A 19,216-nucleotide genomic window follows, 5' to 3' on the forward strand; every position below is an offset into this window, starting at 1 on the left:
GGAGAGAAGTGCATGACGCAAGTCACGGTGAAACAACTGGCCGATGAGGTCAAAACACCGGTAGAGCGCCTGTTGCAGCAGATGCGTGAGGCAGGTCTGCCGCACACCGCCGCCGATGAAGGTGTGAGCGATAGTGAGAAGCAGTCTTTGCTGACTCACTTGAAGAGCAGCCACAAGGCGAAAGTGGAAGAACCGCGCAAGATTACATTGCAGCGCAAAACCACCAGCACCCTGCGTGTTGCTGGTAGCAAGAGCATCAGCGTTGAAGTACGCAAGAAGAAAGTCTTCGTACAGCGTAGCCCGGAAGAAATCGAAGCCGAGCGCAAACGCGAACTGGAAGAACGTCGCGCAGTAGAAAATGCTGCTCGTCAGAAGGCTGAAGAAGAAGCCAAGCGTCGCGCCGAAGAAGAAGCGCGTCGCCAGCCTGCTGCTGCGCAACCTGCTGGTACTGAAGCGGTCGCCGCTCCTGTAGCGCCTGTTGAAGCTGTGCGTGAGGCCGCTCCGGTTGCCGCCGCACCAGCACCGGCTGCTGACGCCCGCAAGCGCGACGAACCTCGTCGTCCGGACAAACCACGTGCCGACGATAACAATCGTCGCGGTGGTGGTGGCGATGGCGAGCGTAAAAACGCTCCGCATCGTGCCTCGGTCAAAGAGAAAGCGCCTGCTCCACGCGTTGCTCCACGCACCACCGACGAAGAAAGCGATGGCTTCCGTCGTGGTGGTCGCGGCAAGGCCAAGCTGAAAAAACGCAACGCCCACGGTTTCCAGAGCCCAACCGGCCCTGTCGTGCGTGATGTGCAGATCGGCGAGACCATCACGGTTGGCGATCTCGCCAATCAGATGTCGGTCAAGGCTGCTGAAATCATCAAGTTCATGTTCAAACTGGGTACCCCAGCGACCATCAACCAGGTGCTTGATCAGGAAACTGCTCAGCTGGTAGCCGAAGAACTGGGCCACAAAGTGACCCTGGTCAGCGACACCGCCCTGGAAGACTCCCTGGCCGAGTCCTTGAAGTTTGAAGGTGAGACGTTCTCCCGTGCGCCAGTTGTGACCGTAATGGGCCACGTTGACCATGGTAAGACTTCGCTGCTCGACTACATCCGTCGTGCCAAGGTAGCTGCTGGCGAAGCCGGCGGTATCACCCAGCACATCGGTGCATACCACGTTGAAACCGAGCGCGGCATGGTCACCTTCCTCGACACCCCTGGTCACGCCGCGTTTACCGCAATGCGTGCCCGTGGTGCCAAGGCGACTGACATCGTGATCCTGGTAGTTGCAGCGGACGACGGCGTGATGCCGCAGACCATTGAAGCTGTCCAGCACGCTAAGGCCGCTGGTGTTCCACTGGTTGTTGCCGTGAACAAAATCGACAAGCCGGGCGCCGATCTCGATCGCATCCGTAGCGAACTGTCGGTTCACGGCGTGACGTCCGAAGAGTGGGGCGGTGATACGCCGTTCGTTTCGGTCTCGGCGAAAGTCGGTACTGGCGTAGACGAGCTGCTCGAAGCCGTCCTGCTGCAAGCTGAAGTACTCGAACTCAAGGCAACCCCATCGGCCCCAGGTCGCGGTGTTGTGGTTGAATCGCGTCTCGACAAAGGTCGTGGCCCGGTTGCAACCGTTCTGGTTCAAGACGGTACCCTGCGCCAAGGCGACATGGTGCTGGTTGGTTCGAACTACGGCCGTGTACGTGCCATGCTCGACGAGAACGGCAAGCCAATCAAAGAAGCCGGTCCTTCCATCCCTGTCGAGATCCTCGGCCTGGACGGTACCCCGGACGCTGGCGACGAGATGAGCGTGCTGTCGGACGAGAAGAAAGCCCGTGAAGTGGCTCTGTTCCGCCAAGGCAAGTTCCGCGAAGTCAAACTCGCTCGTGCTCACGCCGGTAAGCTGGAAAACATCTTCGAGAACATGGGCCAGGCAGAGAAGAAGACGCTTAACATCGTCCTCAAATCTGACGTCCGTGGTTCCCTCGAGGCGTTGAACGGCGCCTTGAACGGCCTGGGTAACGACGAAGTGCAAGTGCGCGTTGTCGGTGGCGGTGTCGGTGGTATCACCGAATCCGACGCCAACCTGGCACTGGCCTCCAACGCTGTACTGTTCGGCTTCAACGTGCGTGCCGATGCTGGCGCTCGCAAGATCGTCGAGCAGGAAGGCCTGGATATGCGTTACTACAACGTCATCTACGACATCATCGAAGACGTCAAGAAGGCCCTCACCGGCATGCTTGGCAGCGACGTCCGGGAGAACATCCTGGGTGTGGCCGAGGTGCGTGACGTGTTCCGCTCGCCGAAATTCGGCGCGATCGCCGGTTGCATGGTTATCGAAGGTACTGTGTACCGTAACCGTCCAATCCGTGTACTGCGTGAAGACATCGTTATCTTCGAAGGCGAGCTGGAATCCCTGCGCCGCTTCAAGGATGACGCTTCCGAAGTACGTGCCGGCATGGAATGCGGTATCGGCGTCAAGAGCTACAACGACGTCAAGGCTGGCGACAAGATCGAAGTCTACGAGAAGGTTCAGGTTGCTCGCAGCCTCTAACTCGCGCACTTCAGGAGCCACGCCGTGTGTGGGCATGCAAATGCCCCGCGCAGTGTCCGGACTCTAAACGCAACGCCCGGTCTGGCTTTTGTCAGGCCGGGCGTTTGCCGCTTTCAGACCCCACGGGTTTCACCGTGTGGCAGTAACAGGTAACAAGACATGGCAAAAGAATACAGCCGTACCCAGCGTATCGGCGATCAGATGCAGCGCGAGCTGGCCCAACTGATCCGTCGCGAAGTCAAAGACCCCCGCGTTGGCCTGGTCACGATCACTGCTGTTGAAGTGAGCCGTGACGTGGGTCACGCCAAGATCTTCATCACCGTGATGGGGCAGGACAGCGCCGAAGAAATTGCACAAAGCATCAAGGTGCTCAACGCCGCCGCAGGCTTCCTGCGTATGCAGTTGGCCCGTGAGATGAAGCTGCGCAGTGTTCCCCAGTTGCACTTCCACTACGACGAAAGCGTCGTACGTGGTGCGCACCTGTCGGCGCTGATCGAGCGCGCCGTGGCTGAAGACAGCCAGCATCCGTCCACACCTGAAGACGCCAAGGAGTAAGCGGTGGCTCAGGTCAAACGTATCCGTCGCAATGTCAGCGGCATCATTCTGCTCGACAAGCCCATTGGCTTCACCTCCAATGCCGCGTTGCAGAAAGTCCGCTGGCTGCTCAATGCGGAGAAGGCCGGGCACACCGGCAGCCTTGATCCCCTGGCCACCGGCGTACTGCCGTTGTGCTTTGGTGAGGCCACCAAGTTCTCGCAATACCTGCTCGATTCCGACAAGGGGTACGAAACCCTGATGCAACTGGGCAAGACCACCACCACGGCCGACGCTGAAGGTGATGTTTTGCAGGTTCGCGACGTGACCGTTGGTCGTGCTGATATTGAAGCTGCTTTACCCGGTTTTCGTGGGGAAATCAGTCAGATACCGCCGATGTACTCGGCTCTCAAGCGTGATGGCCAGCCGCTCTACAAGCTGGCACGTGCGGGCGAAGTAGTGGAGCGCGAACCGCGTTCTGTTACTATTGCGCGCTTGGAATTGCTCGCTCATGAAGGCGACACTGCCCGCTTGGCCGTGGACTGCAGCAAAGGCACCTATATCCGTACCCTGGTGGAAGATATCGGTGAAAAGCTTGGTTGCGGCGCGTACGTTGCAGAGCTGCGACGCACCCAGGCAGGTCCGTTCAGCCTGGCCCAGACGGTCACGCTGGAAGAGTTGGAAGCCGTACACGCCGAAGGGGGGAACGAAGCGGTTGATCGTTTCCTGATGCCGTCGGACAGCGGTCTACTGGATTGGCCATTGCTGCACTTTTCGGAGCACAGCGCGTTCTACTGGCTCAACGGCCAACCGGTACGTGCCCCGGACGCTCCGAAGTTCGGTATGGTGCGGGTACAGGATCATAACGGTCGCTTTATCGGTATCGGTGAAGTGAGCGAAGACGGGCGCATCGCGCCGCGTCGACTGATTCGGTCAGAATGACCGAACGAGTGTGGCTGTTAACAGGCACGGTCAACACTCATTTTTAGATACAGGGATTTGTCCCTGGCCTGTTGAAACCGCCCTTTGGGTGGTTTCCTGAAAAAAGGATTGCCTCATGGCTCTCGACGTTCAAGAAAAAGCACAAATCGTAGCTGACTATCAGCAAGCTGTTGGTGACACTGGTTCGCCAGAAGTGCAAGTTGCACTGCTGACCCACAACATCAACAAGCTGCAAGGTCACTTCAAGGCCAACGGTAAAGATCACCACTCCCGTCGTGGTCTGATCCGCATGGTAAACCAGCGCCGTAAGCTGCTGGACTACCTGAAAGGCAAGGATCTGGGTCGTTATCAGACTCTGATCGGTCGCCTGGGTCTGCGTCGCTAATCAGCGATTGCGCTAGAGGTTGGTTGTCTGCCGTGTGTCAGTGGGATTCCCGCTGGCCCATGGCAGGCTCCCAGCCTCAAGTTTTATCTGGATACACGTTTTACCCTGGACAAGCGGCGGGCCGATTCCCGACATTGCCCAAGAATTTCGCAAGAAGACAAGTTCCCCAAGAGCCACAAAGAAGGTAGGACACCGTGAACCCGGTTATCAAAAAATTCCAGTTCGGTCAGTCGACCGTTACCCTCGAGACAGGCCGTATCGCCCGTCAAGCCTCCGGCGCAGTGCTGGTTACCGTTGACGACGACGTCACCGTATTGGTGACCGTTGTTGGCGCCAAGACCGCTGACCCGAGCAAAGGCTTCTTCCCTCTTTCCGTTCACTACCAGGAAAAGACTTACGCTGCCGGTAAGATCCCTGGCGGTTTCTTCAAGCGCGAAGGCCGTCCTTCCGAGAAAGAAACCCTGACTTCCCGACTGATCGACCGTCCGATCCGTCCGCTGTTCCCAGAAGGCTTCATGAACGAAGTGCAGGTTGTCTGCACCGTCGTTTCCACCAGCAAGAAGACCGATCCGGACATCGCTGCGATGATCGGTACCTCGGCGGCCCTGGCTATTTCCGGCATTCCTTTCGATGGCCCGATCGGCGCTGCCCGCGTCGCCTTCCACGAAAGCACCGGCTACCTGCTGAACCCGACTTACGAGCAGCAGAAAGCTTCGAGCCTGGACATGGTCGTTGCCGGTACTTCGGAAGCCGTGTTGATGGTTGAATCGGAAGCCAAAGAGCTGACCGAAGACCAGATGCTGGGCGCGGTACTGTTTGCTCACGACGAGTTCCAAGTGGTGATCAACGCCGTTAAAGAACTGGCTGCCGAAGCGGCCAAGCCAACCTGGACCTGGGCTCCTCAGCCAGAAGCCACCGCACTGCTGGGCGCTATCCGCTCCGAGTTCGGCGCTGCTATCTCCGACGCCTACACCATCACTGTCAAGGCCGACCGTTACGCTCGCCTGGGTGAACTGAAGGACCAAGTCGTTGCCAAACTGTCCGGCGAAGAAGGTCAGCCTTCTTCCAGCGAAGTCAAAGCAGCCTTCGGTGAAATCGAATACCGCACCGTTCGCGAAAACATCGTTAACGGCAAGCCACGTATCGACGGCCGCGACACCCGCACCGTGCGCCCGCTGAACATCGAAGTCGGCGTTCTGCCGAAGACTCACGGTTCGGCCCTGTTCACCCGTGGTGAAACCCAGGCACTGGTTGTTGCGACCCTGGGTACTGCCCGCGACGCACAGCTGCTGGACACCCTGGAAGGCGAGAAAAAAGACCCCTTCATGCTGCACTACAACTTCCCTCCGTTCTCGGTGGGCGAGTGTGGTCGCATGGGCGGTGCTGGTCGTCGCGAAATCGGTCACGGCCGCCTGGCCCGTCGTTCGATTTCGGCCATGCTGCCAGCCGCCGACGTGTTCCCGTACACCATCCGTGTCGTATCGGAAATCACTGAGTCGAACGGTTCCAGCTCCATGGCTTCCGTTTGCGGTGCTTCCCTGGCACTGATGGACGCCGGTGTGCCGATGAAGGCGCCGGTTGCCGGTATCGCCATGGGTCTGGTTAAAGAAGGCGAGAAGTTCGCCATCCTGACCGACATCCTGGGCGACGAAGACCACCTGGGTGACATGGACTTCAAAGTAGCCGGTACCGCCAAAGGTGTGACCGCGCTGCAGATGGACATCAAGATCAAAGGCATCACCGAAGAAATCATGGAAATCGCTCTGGGCCAAGCCCTGGAAGCGCGCCTGAACATCCTCGGTCAGATGAACCAGATCATTGGTCAGTCGCGTACCGAGCTGTCGGAAAATGCTCCGACCATGATCGCGATGAAAATCGACACCGACAAAATCCGTGATGTTATCGGTAAAGGCGGCGCGACCATTCGTGCGATCTGCGAAGAAACCAAGGCTTCGATCGACATCGAAGATGACGGTTCGATCAAGATCTTCGGCGAAACCAAGGAAGCTGCAGAAGCCGCGCGTCAGCGCGTTCTGGGCATCACTGCTGAAGCCGAGATCGGCAAGATCTACGTTGGTAAGGTTGAGCGCATCGTCGACTTCGGCGCATTCGTCAACATCCTGCCAGGCAAAGACGGTTTGGTTCACATCTCCATGCTGAGCGACGCTCGCGTTGAGAAAGTGACCGACATTCTGAAAGAAGGCCAGGAAGTGGAAGTGCTGGTTCTGGACGTGGACAACCGCGGCCGTATCAAGCTGTCCATCAAGGACGTAGCAGCAGCGAAGGCTTCGGGCGTTTAATCACCCCGGGCTTTACGCTGAAAAAAGGACTCTTCGGAGTCCTTTTTTATGCCCGTGAGAAAATGCCTAATAATCAGGCGCTTACTAAACTCAAAAAAAGCCGCAACTTGCATGCAGGGGCGGACTGTTTCATGCAAGTTGCACGATTTCGAAAATTACCTGTTTTTATAAGTCATTGTTTTATAACGGTTTAGTGCTTGGCCAAGACTTGGCACACTGCCTGCAATAACCCTGTTAACGCTGCAGCATCAAGGTTCACACACTGCAGACTTTTAATAAAACAGGAGTTACTCGTATGAAGAAGTTCGCTCTCGCTACTGCAACTGCTACCGCTCTGACCCTGGCTATGGCTAACGTAGCCTTCGCACAGAATTCCCAGGCGCCAATGACCCTGGCCGCCGGTGAAGTCACCAAGGCAAAAGAATCGACTTCTGACACTTGGATCACCACCAAAGTTAAAGCTGATCTGCTGACCGAAAAAGGCATTCCGGGTTCGGACATCAAGGTTGAAACCAACAAAGGTGTGGTTTCCCTGTCCTCGGAAGTCGCTATCTCGGATGCGCAAAAAGCGACTGCTGTTGCCATCACCAAGAAAATTAAAGGTGTGACTGCCGTTTCTGCTGATGGCCTGCTGGCTGGCGGCGCTACCAAGGCTGACAACATCGATAAAACCAAAGGCGCAGCGGCTAACGCCAAAGAGTCGACCTCCGATACTTGGATCACTACCAAAGTAAAAGCTGATCTGGTAACCGAGAAAGGCATTCCTGGCACCGACATCAAAGTCGAGACCAACAAAGGCGTAGTTTCCCTGTCTTCGACTGCCGCAGTCACCGAAGCTCAGAAAACTACCGCGGTGAATATCACCAAGAAAATCAAAGGCGTTAAAGCTGTATCGGCCGACGGCCTGAAAGCAGAGTAACGCTCAATAATTCGTCTGAACTAGGCGGCGGCGGCGCGTGAGTTAGATATCCACTCAATGCACCTCTAAGGTTCATGCGACCGACCACACGGATGTGGTCATTACAGGCCCCGGCACTTGTGCCGGGGCCTGTTCTATTGTGGGCTGGAACACAATCGCAAGGTCAGCCGATAACAACTGTGGGAGCTGGCTCGCCTGCGATAGCATCACCTCGATTCAGCTGAATCACGAAGGTGTCGGTATCGCAGGCGAGCCAGCTCCCACCGTTGCACAGGTGTCGCTCAGACGTTACTCGGCATCCAGGTGCATCGGTGTCACGACCCGACCATCCTTCTCGGCCTGGCCCAGGTTGGCATCGATGAAGTACACCCGGTCATCTTCCAACTTCCCTTTGTCGACCAGGTAGTCCTTGATGGTGCTGGCCCGGTCCTGACCCAGCTGGCGCAGCAGTACATCACTTGTGCTCCAGAACTTGATCACGCCGTCCTTGAGCTTCGCTGTGCGCTCATCACGGCTAAGGTCTTTCCACTCCGCCGGCGGCTGCTGTTTCAGACGGGTGCGGTAGATGCCTTCCAGCAAGGGCGCTTTTTCACTCTCCGGTACTTCCACCAAGGAAGCCTGGGCCGGAACCTTGTCGCCGCGGCGCTGGAGCATCTTGTAGTAGTTGTATTGGTATTCGCGCTCCAGACGCTGTGCGGCGAGAAGTGGGCCATCGCTGCTGGCAGCGGCGGTACCTTCGATTTCCAGGCGCAGGGTAGGGCGCTCTTTCAGCGCGTTGGCCAGCTTATTCAACGCGCCCTCAGCGTCTTTGTTCAACTCGCTGGAACCTGCGGCGAACGACACATTCCCCAGGTCTTCCGATCCCCCACCCGTCACCAACCCACCGATAAACTTGAAGGGCGCTGTCGCCGCGCGCACTACCAGGTTACGCAGGGTCTGCCAGACGATCGGCATTACGCTGAATTGCGGGTTATTCAGGTCGCCGGTCACCGGCAGTTCGATGGAGATCTTGCCGTCGGAGTCCTTCAGCAGGGCGATTGCCAGGCGAATCGGCAAGTCCACGGCATCGGCGCTGTCGACTTTCTCACCCAGTTGCAGCTGTTCAACCACCACTTTGTTCTCAGCCTTCAATTGGCCCTTGGTGATCACGTAGTGCAGGTCGAGATTCAGGCGCCCCTTACGGATCCGGAACCCCGCGAACTTACCGGAATAGGGGGTCAGGGTGGTCAGCTCGACACGTTTGAAGCTGGTGGCGATATCCAGCGCTGCCATAGGATCAAACGGGTTCACGCTGCCTTTGATGGTCACCGGCGCATACCGGTCCACCTTGCCCTTGATATCGACGCTGGCCGGCTTGGCCTGGCGACTGTCGATCGTGCCGATCTGCCCGTTGAGCTGTTGAATGGCCGTGGCGAAGTTAGGTGTGAGGCTGAAGTCAGCAAAGTTGGCGGAACCGTCATTGATCGCAATTTGCCCGATACGAATGCCCAAGGGCTTGTCTTTGCTGGCGGGCTTCGCGCTCTTGTCGGCTGGTTGCGGTATCAACAGGTCATCCACGTTGGTGGTGCGGTCATCGTTGATCATGAAGCGCGCATACGGCTGCAGCAGGTTGACCTTGTCAATCGACAGACTGTCGCCGTGTTGATAGTTCACACCTTCCAACACCAGGCGCTGCCATTTGACGAAGTCGCGGGTCTTGAGGGTGTCCAGCGTGTGCAACTGGTCGACCTGTGCCCGGCCAGTGACTTGCAGTTTCAACGGGGCGGTGCTTTTCAGGTTTACATCGAGGGCGCTGCCGAGCATGCCGCTGCGCAGTTCCAGGCGGATGAAAGGGCTGATATAGGACTGGGCAACTCGGAGGTCGATGTCCTGGGTGTTCACTTTGAGCTTGGCGCTGACCGGGTTGAGGTTGACTTCGCCGGTCGCCTGGAGCTTGCCTTGCTTGCCCAGGCCGGTGTCGACTTTCAAGGTGAACGGGCTCTGGTTGAGGCTATCGAAGTTCTGCATATCGACGTTCAGCGGGCCCACTTCCAACGCGACCGCCGGCTTGGCCTGACGGTCAGCCAGGTGCACCTGGTAATTGCGCAGTTGCACGTCCTTGAGCAGCACTTGCCACGGTTTGCTTGGCGCGGCGGGCGCGGGTTTTGGCGAGTCGGCGGTGGCCGGTGCGGTCGCAGGCTCCGGCGCCTTGGCGGGTTTACTCGGTTGGCTGGCGAACAGCTTTTGCCAGTCCAACTGCCCGTCGGCCTCAAGCGCCGCCCAGGTTTCCAGCTTGTTGCTGCGGATCTTGCCGACGATCACCTGCTGCTTGGCCAGGTCCACGGTGGTCTCGCTGACGTCCAGGCGCTCCAGGCGTGCCAATGGACGGCCGTCGGGGGCCTTGATGGAGAACGGTGCGATGCTGGCGGCGGTGTTGGTCAGCTTCAGTTCGGTCTCTTTGGCCAGGCTGAACGTGTACTCGGTGCTGAAGTTGAGCACGCCGTCTTCAAGCACCAGTGGCAGCGCGTCACGTACGTAGGGCCACCAGGCTTTCATCTTTCCGCCAGTGACCTTCAACGTACCTTCGGAGGTGATCGGCACCAGGCTGAAATTGCCTTTCCAGTCGATCTGCCCACCTTCAGGGCCTGCCGCGACCAAGGTCATGTCGGCATTGTCTTCTGGCAAGGTGCTGAGGTTCTTCAGCTCGAAGTCGAGTGTGTCGTAGAGGAATTCGATAGGCTCGCTGGGGCGTAAATCCTGGAAGTGCACGTAGCCGGCCGCCAGCTTGATGCTGTCGATACGCAATGGAAACGGCTTGGCATCCGGATCGGTCGGGGTGGGCTCACTGGGTGGCAGCTTGAACAACTGCGCCAGATTCAACTGGCCGGACTTGTCGAACAACAGCTCGGTCTTGGGCTTGTCCAGTTGTATATCAGCGAGGTGCAAGGCGCGGGTCCAGAGACTGTCGATCTGCAGGTTGGCATAGAGGCGTTCGAAACCTACCTGCTCCTTGCCGGGCTCACCGATTTGCAGGCCCCAGGCCGTCACTTCCAGGCTGAACGGATTGAACTCGATCCGTTCGATCCGCGCCGGCACCGTGGCGTAATTCGCCAACTGCTGGTTGGCGATACGAAGCGCAATACCGGGGAGAATCAGAAAGCCCAGTAAGCTGTACAGGGCAAGGGCAGTCAACAAGGCGCCAGTGGCGCGGATCAATCCTTTGGGCATGGGGCGGCGCCATCTATGTCATACAGGAGTGCCTTGGAGTATGGCACGGGTTTTCGGTTCCGAAGAGCCGGGCCTTTGGGAAAGGTCTTACAGTTGCAGTATCAGGGTTTTCAGGGGGGGCTGTTGATCCTGTGAGGGAAAGTCCACTCCGGGCGTCATGATTTTGCAGTCGCGCACCGGTCGGCCGGCTTTTTCAGCGCAACGCAGTACCTGCTCGCGCCAATCCTCCATGCTGACTTTTGCCAGGTTGTTGCAGCAGATCAGCACGCCATTTTCAGCCGTGGCAAGTAGCGCGGGTTTGAGCAGGCTCTGATAGTCGCGCAGCAGGTCGACGGTACCGAATGCGCTCTTGGCCCAGGCCGGAGGGTCAAGCAAAACCAGGTCGTATTGACGTTGCTCCAGGCGCGGATAGCTCGGCAGTTTCTGCCCACGCCGCTGGGTGATCGGCAGGCCGGCCAGTTGGCGAATGGCCGGGAAGTAGTCGGATTGTACGAACTCCATGGTGGGCAATTGCGGGTTGAGCAGGCCATTTTCGCGACCGACCGCCAGGTTGCCCTCGGCAAAGTCCAGGTTGCACACCTCACGCGCACCGCCGGCAGCCGCGCTCAGTCCCACGCCGCAGGTGTAGGCGAACAGGTTCAGCACGCTTTTGCCGGCGCTGTGCGCCTTGACCCAGCCACGGGTATTGCGCAGGTCAAGGAACAGCAGTGGGTCCTGCCCGGCATGGCGCCCGCGCACGCGGTAATTGAGGCCCCACTCGTGACCAACCAGGTCCTCCAGCGCGGCGGGCTCGGCACGGTATACCGTGTCTTCGCGGTCGATGCGCGAATTGCCACGGGAACGGTCGTTGTACACCAGCAGCAATTCCAGCCCCATGGACTGGTTGATCTGTTGATGCAGGTCTAACAGCGCTTCGGTTTGCAGGGATTGGTGGAAGCTCTGCACCAGCAATTGCGGGCCGTAGCGGTCGATGGTCAGGCCGCCGGCGCCTTCCTGGCTGCCGTGGAACACGCGGTAGCAGTCGGTGCCCTGGGCGTGCAACTCGCTGATCAGGTCTTGGCGATGATCGAGGGCGGCGCGCAGCGCCTGATTCAAGGAAGACATGGAGCGCGCCTTGCTGGGGAATTGAGGGCGCGAAGTTTAACAGCTATGCGCCGTCGCCTACATCAACCCCATCCGCCGATGGGCGCGTTGTACCGAACCGTTGCGCATGGCCCAACGCAGCATCGGCGCACTGCGTTTGACCCCGGCTCGGATCATCTGGCGTTGCAGCGGGCTCTGGTGCTGTCCAAGCATGGCGCTGGCCCAATCCGGCAGCAGGTCGATCCCGGCTTGCATCATCAAGGCGCCAAAAGGTTTGGCCAGCGTACTGGGAGAGGGCGCATTCAGCAGCAAACGCAGGACCTCGCGGCTGCGATCGTCGCACAGCAGTTGTGGACGAATACGTGCCAGATAATCCGAAATTTCCTGCCGCGAGCGCGGAACATGCCGTGCGCCCAGCCGCTCGGCCACCAAGGCAATTTCGCTGTAGTAACGGTCCTGGTCCCGGCCTGAAAGGTGTGGGTTGCGATACCGTAAGTGGGCGGCCAGGAAGTGACTGACTTCCGCCACATGCACCCAGGTCAGCAGTTCCGGATCGCTGGCCGCATAGGACCGACCATCCGGCGCATGGCCGACCACCTGCAAATGAATGGTACGGACCTTTTCGATCAGCCATTCGGCGTCTTTGCGCGAGCCAAAGGTCGTGCCCGAGATGAACTGCGAGGTACGCCGTAAGCGCCCGAGCATGTCCTGGCGAAAGTTCGAATGGTCCCATACACCCGCCAGGGCCAAGGGGTGCAAGGCCTGCAGCATCAAGGCGCTGATGCCGCCGACGAGCATGCTGGTGAAGTCGCCATGGACTTGCCAACTCACCGAGTCAGGCCCGAACAGGCCTGGGTCACCCTTGGGGTTTTCCAGGTCCAGTTGGCCCAGCGACAGGCCGGTGAGGCTCATCAACTGGGTTTCGATACGGCTGCGAATAAATTCCATGGCGACGTGGGGTTTCCTATCGGTTCAGGCGCTTGTCGATCAAGCCCTCTACGACGCTCGGGTCAGCCAGGGTCGACGTGTCGCCGAGGCTGTCGAGTTCGTTGCAGGCGATCTTGCGCAAAATCCTGCGCATGATCTTGCCGGAGCGGGTCTTGGGCAAGGCCGGTGCCCATTGAATCAGTTCCGGCTTGGCGAAGCTGCCAATTTCCTTGCTGACCAATTCCAGCAAATGTTTTTTTAACGCGTCGCTGGGCTCCACGCCATTCATGGGCGTGACAAAGGCATAAATGCCCTGGCCTTTGACGTCATGGGGGTAGCCCACCACGGCGGCTTCGGCGACCTGGTCGTGCAATACCAGGGCGCTCTCGACCTCGGCGGTGCCGATACGGTGACCGGACACGTTGATCACATCGTCGATGCGTCCGGTGATCCAGTAGTCACCGTCTTCATCGCGCCGCGCACCGTCACCGGTGAAGTAGTAGCCGGGGTAGGGTTTGAAGTAGGTGTCGATCATCCGCTGCGGATCGCCGTACACACTGCGGATCTGCCCCGGCCAGCTCGCTTTGATTGCCAGCACGCCACTGCCGGCGCCGCTGAAGGCCTTGCCGTGTTCATCCAGTAACACGGGCTGTACGCCGAACATGGGCTGGGTTGCACAGCCCGGCTTGATCCGTTGCGCGCTGACCAAGGGGCTGAGCATGATGCCGCCGGTTTCGGTCTGCCACCAGGTGTCGACAATCGGGCAGCGTTGTTCGCCCACGGCGTTGAAGTACCAATCCCAGGCTTCCGGGTTGATCGGTTCGCCGACGCTGCCCAGCAGGCGCAGGCTGGCGCGGGACGTGTTCTCCAGCGGGCCATGGCCCTCACGCATCAATGCACGCAAGGCCGTGGGCGCGGTGTAGAAAATATTGACCTTGTGCTTGTCGATCACCTGCCAGAAGCGCGAACTGTCCGGGTAGCTCGGCACCCCTTCAAACATCAGCGAGGTCGCGCCATTGGCCAGCGGGCCGTACACGATGTAACTGTGGCCGGTGACCCAGCCCACATCGGCGGTGCACCAGAACACTTCGCCGTCGCGGTAGTCGAGCACGTACTTGAAGGTCATTGCTGCTTGCAGCAGGTAGCCACCGGTGGTGTGCAACACGCCCTTGGGTTTGCCGGTGCTGCCGGAGGTGTAGAGGATGAACAGCGGGTCTTCAGCGTCCATCGGCTCGGGCGGGCAGTCGTCGCTGGCGGCGTCCAGGGCTTGTCGATACTTGATGTCGCGGTCTTTCACCCAGATCAGATCAGCCCCCGTGCGCTCAACCACCAGCACGGTACTGACGTTGGGGCAACTGGCCAGGGCTTTGTCGACATTTTGTTTCAACGCCACCGGCTTGCCGCCGCGTACGCCTTCGTCGGCGGTGATCACGGTGCGGCAGTCCGCGTCGAGAATACGATCGCGCAGGGCGTCCGGCGAGAACCCACCAAAAACCACGGAGTGCACGGCGCCAATCCGCGTGCAGGCAAGCATGGCGTAGGCGGCTTCCGGGATCATCGGCATGTAGATGCACACCCGGTCGCCTTTTTTCACGCCACGGCTTTTCAGTACATTGGCCAGGCGGCTGACGTTCTGGTGCAGCTGGCGGTAAGTGATTGTGGACGATTTCGCAGGATCATCGCCTTCCCAGATGAAGGCCGGTTGATCGGCGCGTTGCCCCAGGTGACGGTCGATGCAGTTGTAGCTGACGTTCAGTTGCCCGCCGGCAAACCATTGGGCGGCGCCGGTGTTGATGTCTGAGCGATGAACCGTGTGCCAAGGGGTTATCCAGTCGAGAAAGGCCTTGGCCTGTTCAGCCCAGAAGGTATCCGGCTGTTCGATGGATTGGCGGTAGAGGCGCTGGTAGTCCTCTTGACTGAGTTGCGCAGCCCGGCGGACGGCATCGGCGGTGGGAAACGTGCTGATATCGAACATGAGCGATCCTTATTCTTGTTTTAGCCACAAGTCATAAAGATGCACCCTGCAAGGGGAGGGTTCAAGGCCAACCTCCAAACGGACGTTGGCCCTGCAATACCTGTATCAGCCGCGGTGACGACCGCGGAAGTAGTTGATCAGGCCCTGGGTCGAAGCGTCCTCGGCCGAGGTTTCTTCGGCGCCGGTCAGGCGGTTGTAGACGCCTTTGCCCAGCTCTTTGCCCAGTTCCACGCCCCATTGGTCGAAGGCGTTGATGCCCCAGATCACGCTCTGCACGAACACTTTATGCTCATACATGGCGACCAGTGCCCCCAGGCGACGCGGGCTGATGCGCTCGACCACGAGGGTGTTGCTCGGACGGTTGCCCGGGATCACCTTGTGCGGTGCCAGCTTCTGCACTTCGTCTTCCGGGATGCCTTTGTCGCGCAGCTCGGCTTCGGCTTCGACGCGGGTCTTGCCGAGCATCAGCGCCTGGCTCTGGGACAGGCAGTTGGCGTACAGCCACTGATGGTGGTCGGACACCGGGTTGAAGCTGACGATCGGCACGATGAAGTCGGCCGGGATCAGTTGGGTCCCCTGGTGCAGCAACTGGTGGTAAGCGTGCTGGCCGTTGCAACCCACGCCACCCCAGATCACCGGGCCGGTATCGGTAGCGACGGGCGTACCGTCCTGGCGAACGCTCTTGCCGTTGGATTCCATGTCCAGCTGTTGCAAGTGCTTGGTGATGTTACGCAGGTAGTGGTCGTACGGCAGGATCGCGTGGCTCTGCGCACCCCAGAAGTTGCCGTACCACACGCCCAGCAAGCCCAGCAGCACCGGCATGTTGGCTTCGAATGGGGCGTTCTGGAAATGCTGGTCCATGGTGTAGGCACCGGACAGCAGTTCCTTGAAGTTGGACATGCCGATCGCCAGGGCGATGGGCAAGCCGATGGCCGACCACAGTGAGTAACGGCCGCCGACCCAGTCCCACATCGGGAAGATGTTTTCTTCGCGGATACCGAAGGCCACGGCTGCCGCGTTGTTGCTGGATACGGCGATGAAGTGACGATACAACTCGGCTTCCGAGCCACCCTGAGCCAGGTACCAGGCGCGGGCGGCCTGGGCGTTTTTCAGGGTTTCGAGGGTGTTGAAGGATTTTGACGAGACGATAAACAGCGTGGTCTCGGCGCGCAGCTTCATGGTCAGCTCATGGAACTCGCTGCCGTCGATGTTCGCCAGGTAATGGCAGCGCACGCCTTTATGGGCGTAGGACAACAACGCTTCGGAGACCAGTTCCGGGCCGAGGAACGAGCCACCGATACCGATGTTCACCACGTCGGTGATCGGCTTTTCGGTGTAGCCACGCCACAGGCCATCATGGATGCGGCCGACCAGGTCAGTGATCTGGTTCAGCACCTTGTGCACGTCCGGCATGATGTTCACGCCGTTCACCGACAGCTTGTCACCCACCGGACGGCGCAGAGCGGTGTGCAGCGCTGGGCGACCTTCGGAAGAGTTGACGGGCTCGCCGGCATACAGCGAATTGATCGCGTCTTTCAGGCCGACTTCTTTGGCCAGGCCCACGAGCAGGTCACGGGTTTCGCTGGTGATCAGGTTTTTCGAGTAATCGAGGAAAAGTCCGCAGCTGCTCAAGGTGAACTGGGAGAAACGCTGAGGATCGGCATTGAATGCTTCGCGCATGCTGAAATCCTGCATGGCTTGGCGATGTTGATTGAGCGCTTGCCAGGCGGGCAGAGCGGTAACGTCATGAGGAGTGCGGTAGTACGCCATCGCTGCGGGTTTCCTTTTATTACGGGGACTGCCTTTAGGACACTTTTAAGCCCGGAACGTCCAGTCTTTTATCAAGCAATGGGTTCCGGACAGCGCTAACCATAGCGCAGGGCGATTACATTAAACCTAGCGTGTCGATATGTCTTGGCTTTGTCTGCGCTCAGGCCGGTACTTTTTTATACCGGCACTTTTTATTTCCGCAGCAAGGAGGGGTCAGTCGAGGGTCAGGTGCAGGTTGTCGATGAGGCGGGTGGCCCCCAGATAAGCGGCTACCAGGATTACGATATCGCGGTCCTCGGGCGTGGCGGGGCGCAAATGCACGCCCTGGCGTACTTCAAGGTAGTCCAGGCGCAACCCGGCAGCTTCGATCTGCTGGACCTGTTCGGCACGCAGCTTGGCGAAGTCGTGATCACCGGCTTTGATCGCTGCGCCAATCTGGCTGAGGCTGCGGTACAGCACCGGGGCAATGGCCCGCTGCTCATCGGTGAGGTAGCCATTGCGCGACGACAGTGCGAGACCGTCGTCGGCGCGCACGGTGGGTTCGCCGATGATCTGGATGGGCATGTTCAGGTCGTGGACCATGGCGCGGATCACCGCCAGTTGCTGGTAATCCTTCTGGCCAAACACGGCCATGTCCGGCTGGACCATGTTGAACAGCTTGCTGACCACCGTCGCCACGCCTTCGAAGTGCCCTGGACGGCTGGCGCCGCACAGGCCTTCAGACAGTTGCGGCACGCTCACGCGGGTCTGGCCGGTCATGCCGCCGGGGTACATTTCCTCGACGGTGGGCGCGAACAGCAGGTTGCAGCCGGCTTGCAGCAGCTTTTCCTGGTCGGCGGCGAGGGTGCGTGGGTACTTGTCCAAGTCTTCGCCGGCGCCAAACTGCAGCGGGTTGACGAAGATGCTCGCCACCACGAAGTCGGCCTGTTGGGCGGCCTTGGTCACCAGGGTGGCATGGCCGCTGTGCAGGTTGCCCATGGTGGGCACAAAGCCAATGCGCTTGCCGGCGCTGCGGGCGTGCGTTACGGCTGCGCGCAGTTCACGTACGGTTTTTACGGTGTTCATGCAGAGAATCCGTGTTCGGCGCCAGGGAAGGTCACGCCTTTGACTTCAGCGACGTAGGCGCTCAATGCGTCGTGGATGCTGGCTTGGCCGGTCATGAAGTTTTTCACGAACTTCGGCACGCGACCGGTGATCGACAGGCCGAGCATGTCGTGCAACACCAGTACCTGGCCATCGGTGGCGGAACCCGCGCCAATACCGATCACCGGCACTTTCACGGCCTGGGTGATTTCTGCCGCCAGTTCGCTTGGCACGCATTCGAGCAGGATCATTGCCGCGCCGGCTTGTTCCAAGGCGATGGCATCGGCGCGCATCTGGCGCGCCTGGGCCTCATTACGGCCCTGTACCTTGTAGCCGCCGAGGAGGTTCACCGACTGTGGTGTCAGGCCCATGTGCGCGCACACCGGCACGCCGCGCTCAGCCAGCAGGCGGATCGACTCGGCAAGCCACACCGCACCTTCGACTTTGATCATGTGCGCACCGGCTTGCATCAGCTTGCCGGCATTCTGGAAGGTCTGTTCAAGCGTCGCGTAACCCATGAACGGCAGGTCGGCGATGATGAAGGCGCCATCGTTGCCACGCTTGACGCTGGCGGTGTGGTACGCAAGTTCATCGGTGGTGACGGGCAGGGTGCTGTCATTCCCTTGAAGAACCATGCCCAGGGAGTCGCCCACCAGCAGCACTTCAACCCCGGCCTGGCAGCTGGCGTGGGCGAAGGTGGCGTCATAGCAGGTCAGCATGGTGATTTTTTCACCTTTGAGCTTGAGGCTCTGCAAGGTGGTCAGGGTAATGTCTGGCATGAAAAGGGTCCTCGTTCAGGCGCTTGGAAACAGCGAGTAACGCGCGTGAGTCTTCGTTTATACAGGCGCACTGTCTTGAGAGCAGTGCTTATAAGGCCTGGATTGCGCCCTTTAGCGCCGGGTTGGCGGCAGCGGGACGCCTATAGTCGTGAGGAGGACACGGGAAGTCAATTGGATGTGTTACCGCATTGTTACGATGGCGGTGTTACCGCTGTTACTGACGCGATTCAGCAACTTGAGCCCCGTTTTCACGTCACAGGAGATCAACATGTGGGCGCTGGCTGAGTCAGTCCTGAGGAAGGCGTTCCAGGCCGATAAACGGGCAAGCGGCCAGCAAGTCGCGCAGGGTTTGGCCGTCAGGCAATGACAAGGTGGCGGGCGCGAGTTCCGCCAGCGGGTACAGTACAAACGCACGCAGGTGCATCTGGTAATGGGGCACCTTGAGGCGTGGCTCGTCGATCAGGTGATCGCCAAACAGCAGGATATCCAGGTCGAGCGTGCGCGGTCCCCAGCGCTCCAGGCGTTCGCGGCCCTGGTCGTTTTCGATGGCTTGCAGCGCATCCAGTAACTCAAGGGGCGCGAGGCTGCTGTCCAGGGCGGCCACCGCATTGGTATAGCGCGGCTGGCCCGGGAGCAGAGAGTCACTTTGATAAAAGGCGGAGACACCGGCGACGGTGGTGCCTGGCAATTGCGCCAGCGCTTCAATAGCACTGCGCAATTGCTGATCCGGGGCAGCCAGGTTGCTGCCCATGCCGATGTAGATGCGTTCCACGT

Annotated in this window: 14 protein-coding genes; 6 read left to right on the forward strand and 8 right to left on the reverse strand. The window is 59.4% G+C overall.

The features are described 5' to 3' along the window. The first annotated feature begins 12 nt into the window (after positions 1 to 12). From infB to AC3ZU9_RS20015, 6 genes are all read left to right on the forward strand, one after another. The gene (infB, locus tag AC3ZU9_RS19990; protein WP_015885918.1) at positions 13 to 2,538 is read left to right on the forward strand and encodes a translation initiation factor IF-2; all 2,526 of its coding nucleotides are present in this window, start codon (positions 13 to 15) and stop codon (positions 2,536 to 2,538) included. 159 nt (positions 2,539 to 2,697) lie between these two features. Then, on the forward strand, positions 2,698 to 3,093 hold the full coding sequence (rbfA, locus tag AC3ZU9_RS19995; protein ID WP_015885917.1) for a 30S ribosome-binding factor RbfA: 396 nt from the start codon (positions 2,698 to 2,700) through the stop codon (positions 3,091 to 3,093). 3 nt (positions 3,094 to 3,096) lie between these two features. Next, positions 3,097 to 4,014 carry a tRNA pseudouridine(55) synthase TruB gene (gene truB / locus AC3ZU9_RS20000; RefSeq protein ID WP_015885916.1) on the forward strand — a complete coding sequence of 306 codons (918 nt, stop codon included), beginning with the start codon at positions 3,097 to 3,099 and terminating at the stop codon, positions 4,012 to 4,014. Between the two features lie 115 nt (positions 4,015 to 4,129). Further along, positions 4,130 to 4,399 carry a 30S ribosomal protein S15 gene (gene rpsO, locus AC3ZU9_RS20005; RefSeq protein ID WP_003177875.1) on the forward strand — a complete coding sequence of 90 codons (270 nt, stop codon included), beginning with the start codon at positions 4,130 to 4,132 and terminating at the stop codon, positions 4,397 to 4,399. 194 nt (positions 4,400 to 4,593) lie between these two features. After that, complete coding sequence (gene pnp, locus AC3ZU9_RS20010; protein WP_046034287.1) at positions 4,594 to 6,699, forward strand: polyribonucleotide nucleotidyltransferase; 2,106 nt, start codon at positions 4,594 to 4,596, stop codon at positions 6,697 to 6,699. Between the two features lie 295 nt (positions 6,700 to 6,994). Further along, positions 6,995 to 7,618 (forward strand): BON domain-containing protein, encoded by a 624-nt coding sequence (locus AC3ZU9_RS20015; RefSeq protein ID WP_093544332.1) that lies wholly within the window; start codon positions 6,995 to 6,997, stop codon positions 7,616 to 7,618. A 288-nt stretch (positions 7,619 to 7,906) separates the two neighbouring features. Here AC3ZU9_RS20015 and AC3ZU9_RS20020 read toward each other — a convergent pair whose 3' ends face one another. The 8 genes from AC3ZU9_RS20020 to folK form a co-directional block, all read right to left on the reverse strand. Beyond that, positions 7,907 to 10,825, reverse strand: coding sequence for a DUF748 domain-containing protein (locus AC3ZU9_RS20020; RefSeq protein WP_490091224.1), 2,919 nt, complete (start codon positions 10,823 to 10,825; stop codon positions 7,907 to 7,909). A gap of 87 nt (positions 10,826 to 10,912) precedes the next feature. Beyond that, positions 10,913 to 11,929, reverse strand: a complete 1,017-nt coding sequence (locus AC3ZU9_RS20025) for a class I SAM-dependent rRNA methyltransferase (protein ID WP_015885912.1) — start codon at positions 11,927 to 11,929, stop codon at positions 10,913 to 10,915. 57 nt (positions 11,930 to 11,986) lie between these two features. Further along, complete coding sequence (locus AC3ZU9_RS20030) at positions 11,987 to 12,856, reverse strand: oxygenase MpaB family protein (protein ID WP_102060178.1); 870 nt, start codon at positions 12,854 to 12,856, stop codon at positions 11,987 to 11,989. A 16-nt stretch (positions 12,857 to 12,872) separates the two neighbouring features. Next, on the reverse strand, positions 12,873 to 14,810 hold the full coding sequence (acs, locus tag AC3ZU9_RS20035; protein WP_015885910.1) for an acetate--CoA ligase: 1,938 nt from the start codon (positions 14,808 to 14,810) through the stop codon (positions 12,873 to 12,875). 105 nt (positions 14,811 to 14,915) lie between these two features. Beyond that, a complete protein-coding gene (gene pgi, locus AC3ZU9_RS20040; RefSeq protein WP_015885909.1) occupies positions 14,916 to 16,580 on the reverse strand; it encodes a glucose-6-phosphate isomerase in 1,665 nt (554 codons plus the stop codon). A gap of 213 nt (positions 16,581 to 16,793) precedes the next feature. Further along, entirely contained in the window at positions 16,794 to 17,645 is an 852-nt protein-coding gene (gene panC, locus AC3ZU9_RS20045) for a pantoate--beta-alanine ligase (protein ID WP_046034292.1), read from the reverse strand. Next, positions 17,642 to 18,442, reverse strand: a complete 801-nt coding sequence (gene panB, locus AC3ZU9_RS20050) for a 3-methyl-2-oxobutanoate hydroxymethyltransferase (RefSeq protein WP_046034293.1) — start codon at positions 18,440 to 18,442, stop codon at positions 17,642 to 17,644. The genes panC and panB overlap by 4 nt, the downstream gene beginning before the upstream one ends. 286 nt (positions 18,443 to 18,728) lie before the next feature. Further along, the gene (folK, locus tag AC3ZU9_RS20055; RefSeq protein ID WP_122810727.1) at positions 18,729 to 19,214 is read right to left on the reverse strand and encodes a 2-amino-4-hydroxy-6-hydroxymethyldihydropteridine diphosphokinase; all 486 of its coding nucleotides are present in this window, start codon (positions 19,212 to 19,214) and stop codon (positions 18,729 to 18,731) included. Positions 19,215 to 19,216: the final 2 nt, after the last annotated feature.

It is taken from the genome of Pseudomonas sp. A39 (assembly GCF_058145955.1).

What these genes read in the sequence shown, in the direction of transcription:
- AC3ZU9_RS20025 (WP_015885912.1), bottom strand. Translation starts at nt 11,929, where the DNA reads ATGTCTTCCTTGAATCAGGCGCTGCGCGCCGCCCTCGATCATCGCCAA.
- rbfA (WP_015885917.1), top strand. Translation starts at nt 2,698, where the DNA reads ATGGCAAAAGAATACAGCCGTACCCAGCGTATCGGCGATCAGATGCAG.
- infB (WP_015885918.1), top strand. Translation starts at nt 13, where the DNA reads ATGACGCAAGTCACGGTGAAACAACTGGCCGATGAGGTCAAAACACCG.
- acs (WP_015885910.1), bottom strand. Translation starts at nt 14,810, where the DNA reads ATGTTCGATATCAGCACGTTTCCCACCGCCGATGCCGTCCGCCGGGCT.
- AC3ZU9_RS20020 (WP_490091224.1), bottom strand. Translation starts at nt 10,825, where the DNA reads ATGCCCAAAGGATTGATCCGCGCCACTGGCGCCTTGTTGACTGCCCTT.
- AC3ZU9_RS20015 (WP_093544332.1), top strand. Translation starts at nt 6,995, where the DNA reads ATGAAGAAGTTCGCTCTCGCTACTGCAACTGCTACCGCTCTGACCCTG.
- panB (WP_046034293.1), bottom strand. Translation starts at nt 18,442, where the DNA reads ATGCCAGACATTACCCTGACCACCTTGCAGAGCCTCAAGCTCAAAGGT.
- AC3ZU9_RS20030 (WP_102060178.1), bottom strand. Translation starts at nt 12,856, where the DNA reads ATGGAATTTATTCGCAGCCGTATCGAAACCCAGTTGATGAGCCTCACC.
- panC (WP_046034292.1), bottom strand. Translation starts at nt 17,645, where the DNA reads ATGAACACCGTAAAAACCGTACGTGAACTGCGCGCAGCCGTAACGCAC.
- rpsO (WP_003177875.1), top strand. Translation starts at nt 4,130, where the DNA reads ATGGCTCTCGACGTTCAAGAAAAAGCACAAATCGTAGCTGACTATCAG.
- pgi (WP_015885909.1), bottom strand. Translation starts at nt 16,580, where the DNA reads ATGGCGTACTACCGCACTCCTCATGACGTTACCGCTCTGCCCGCCTGG.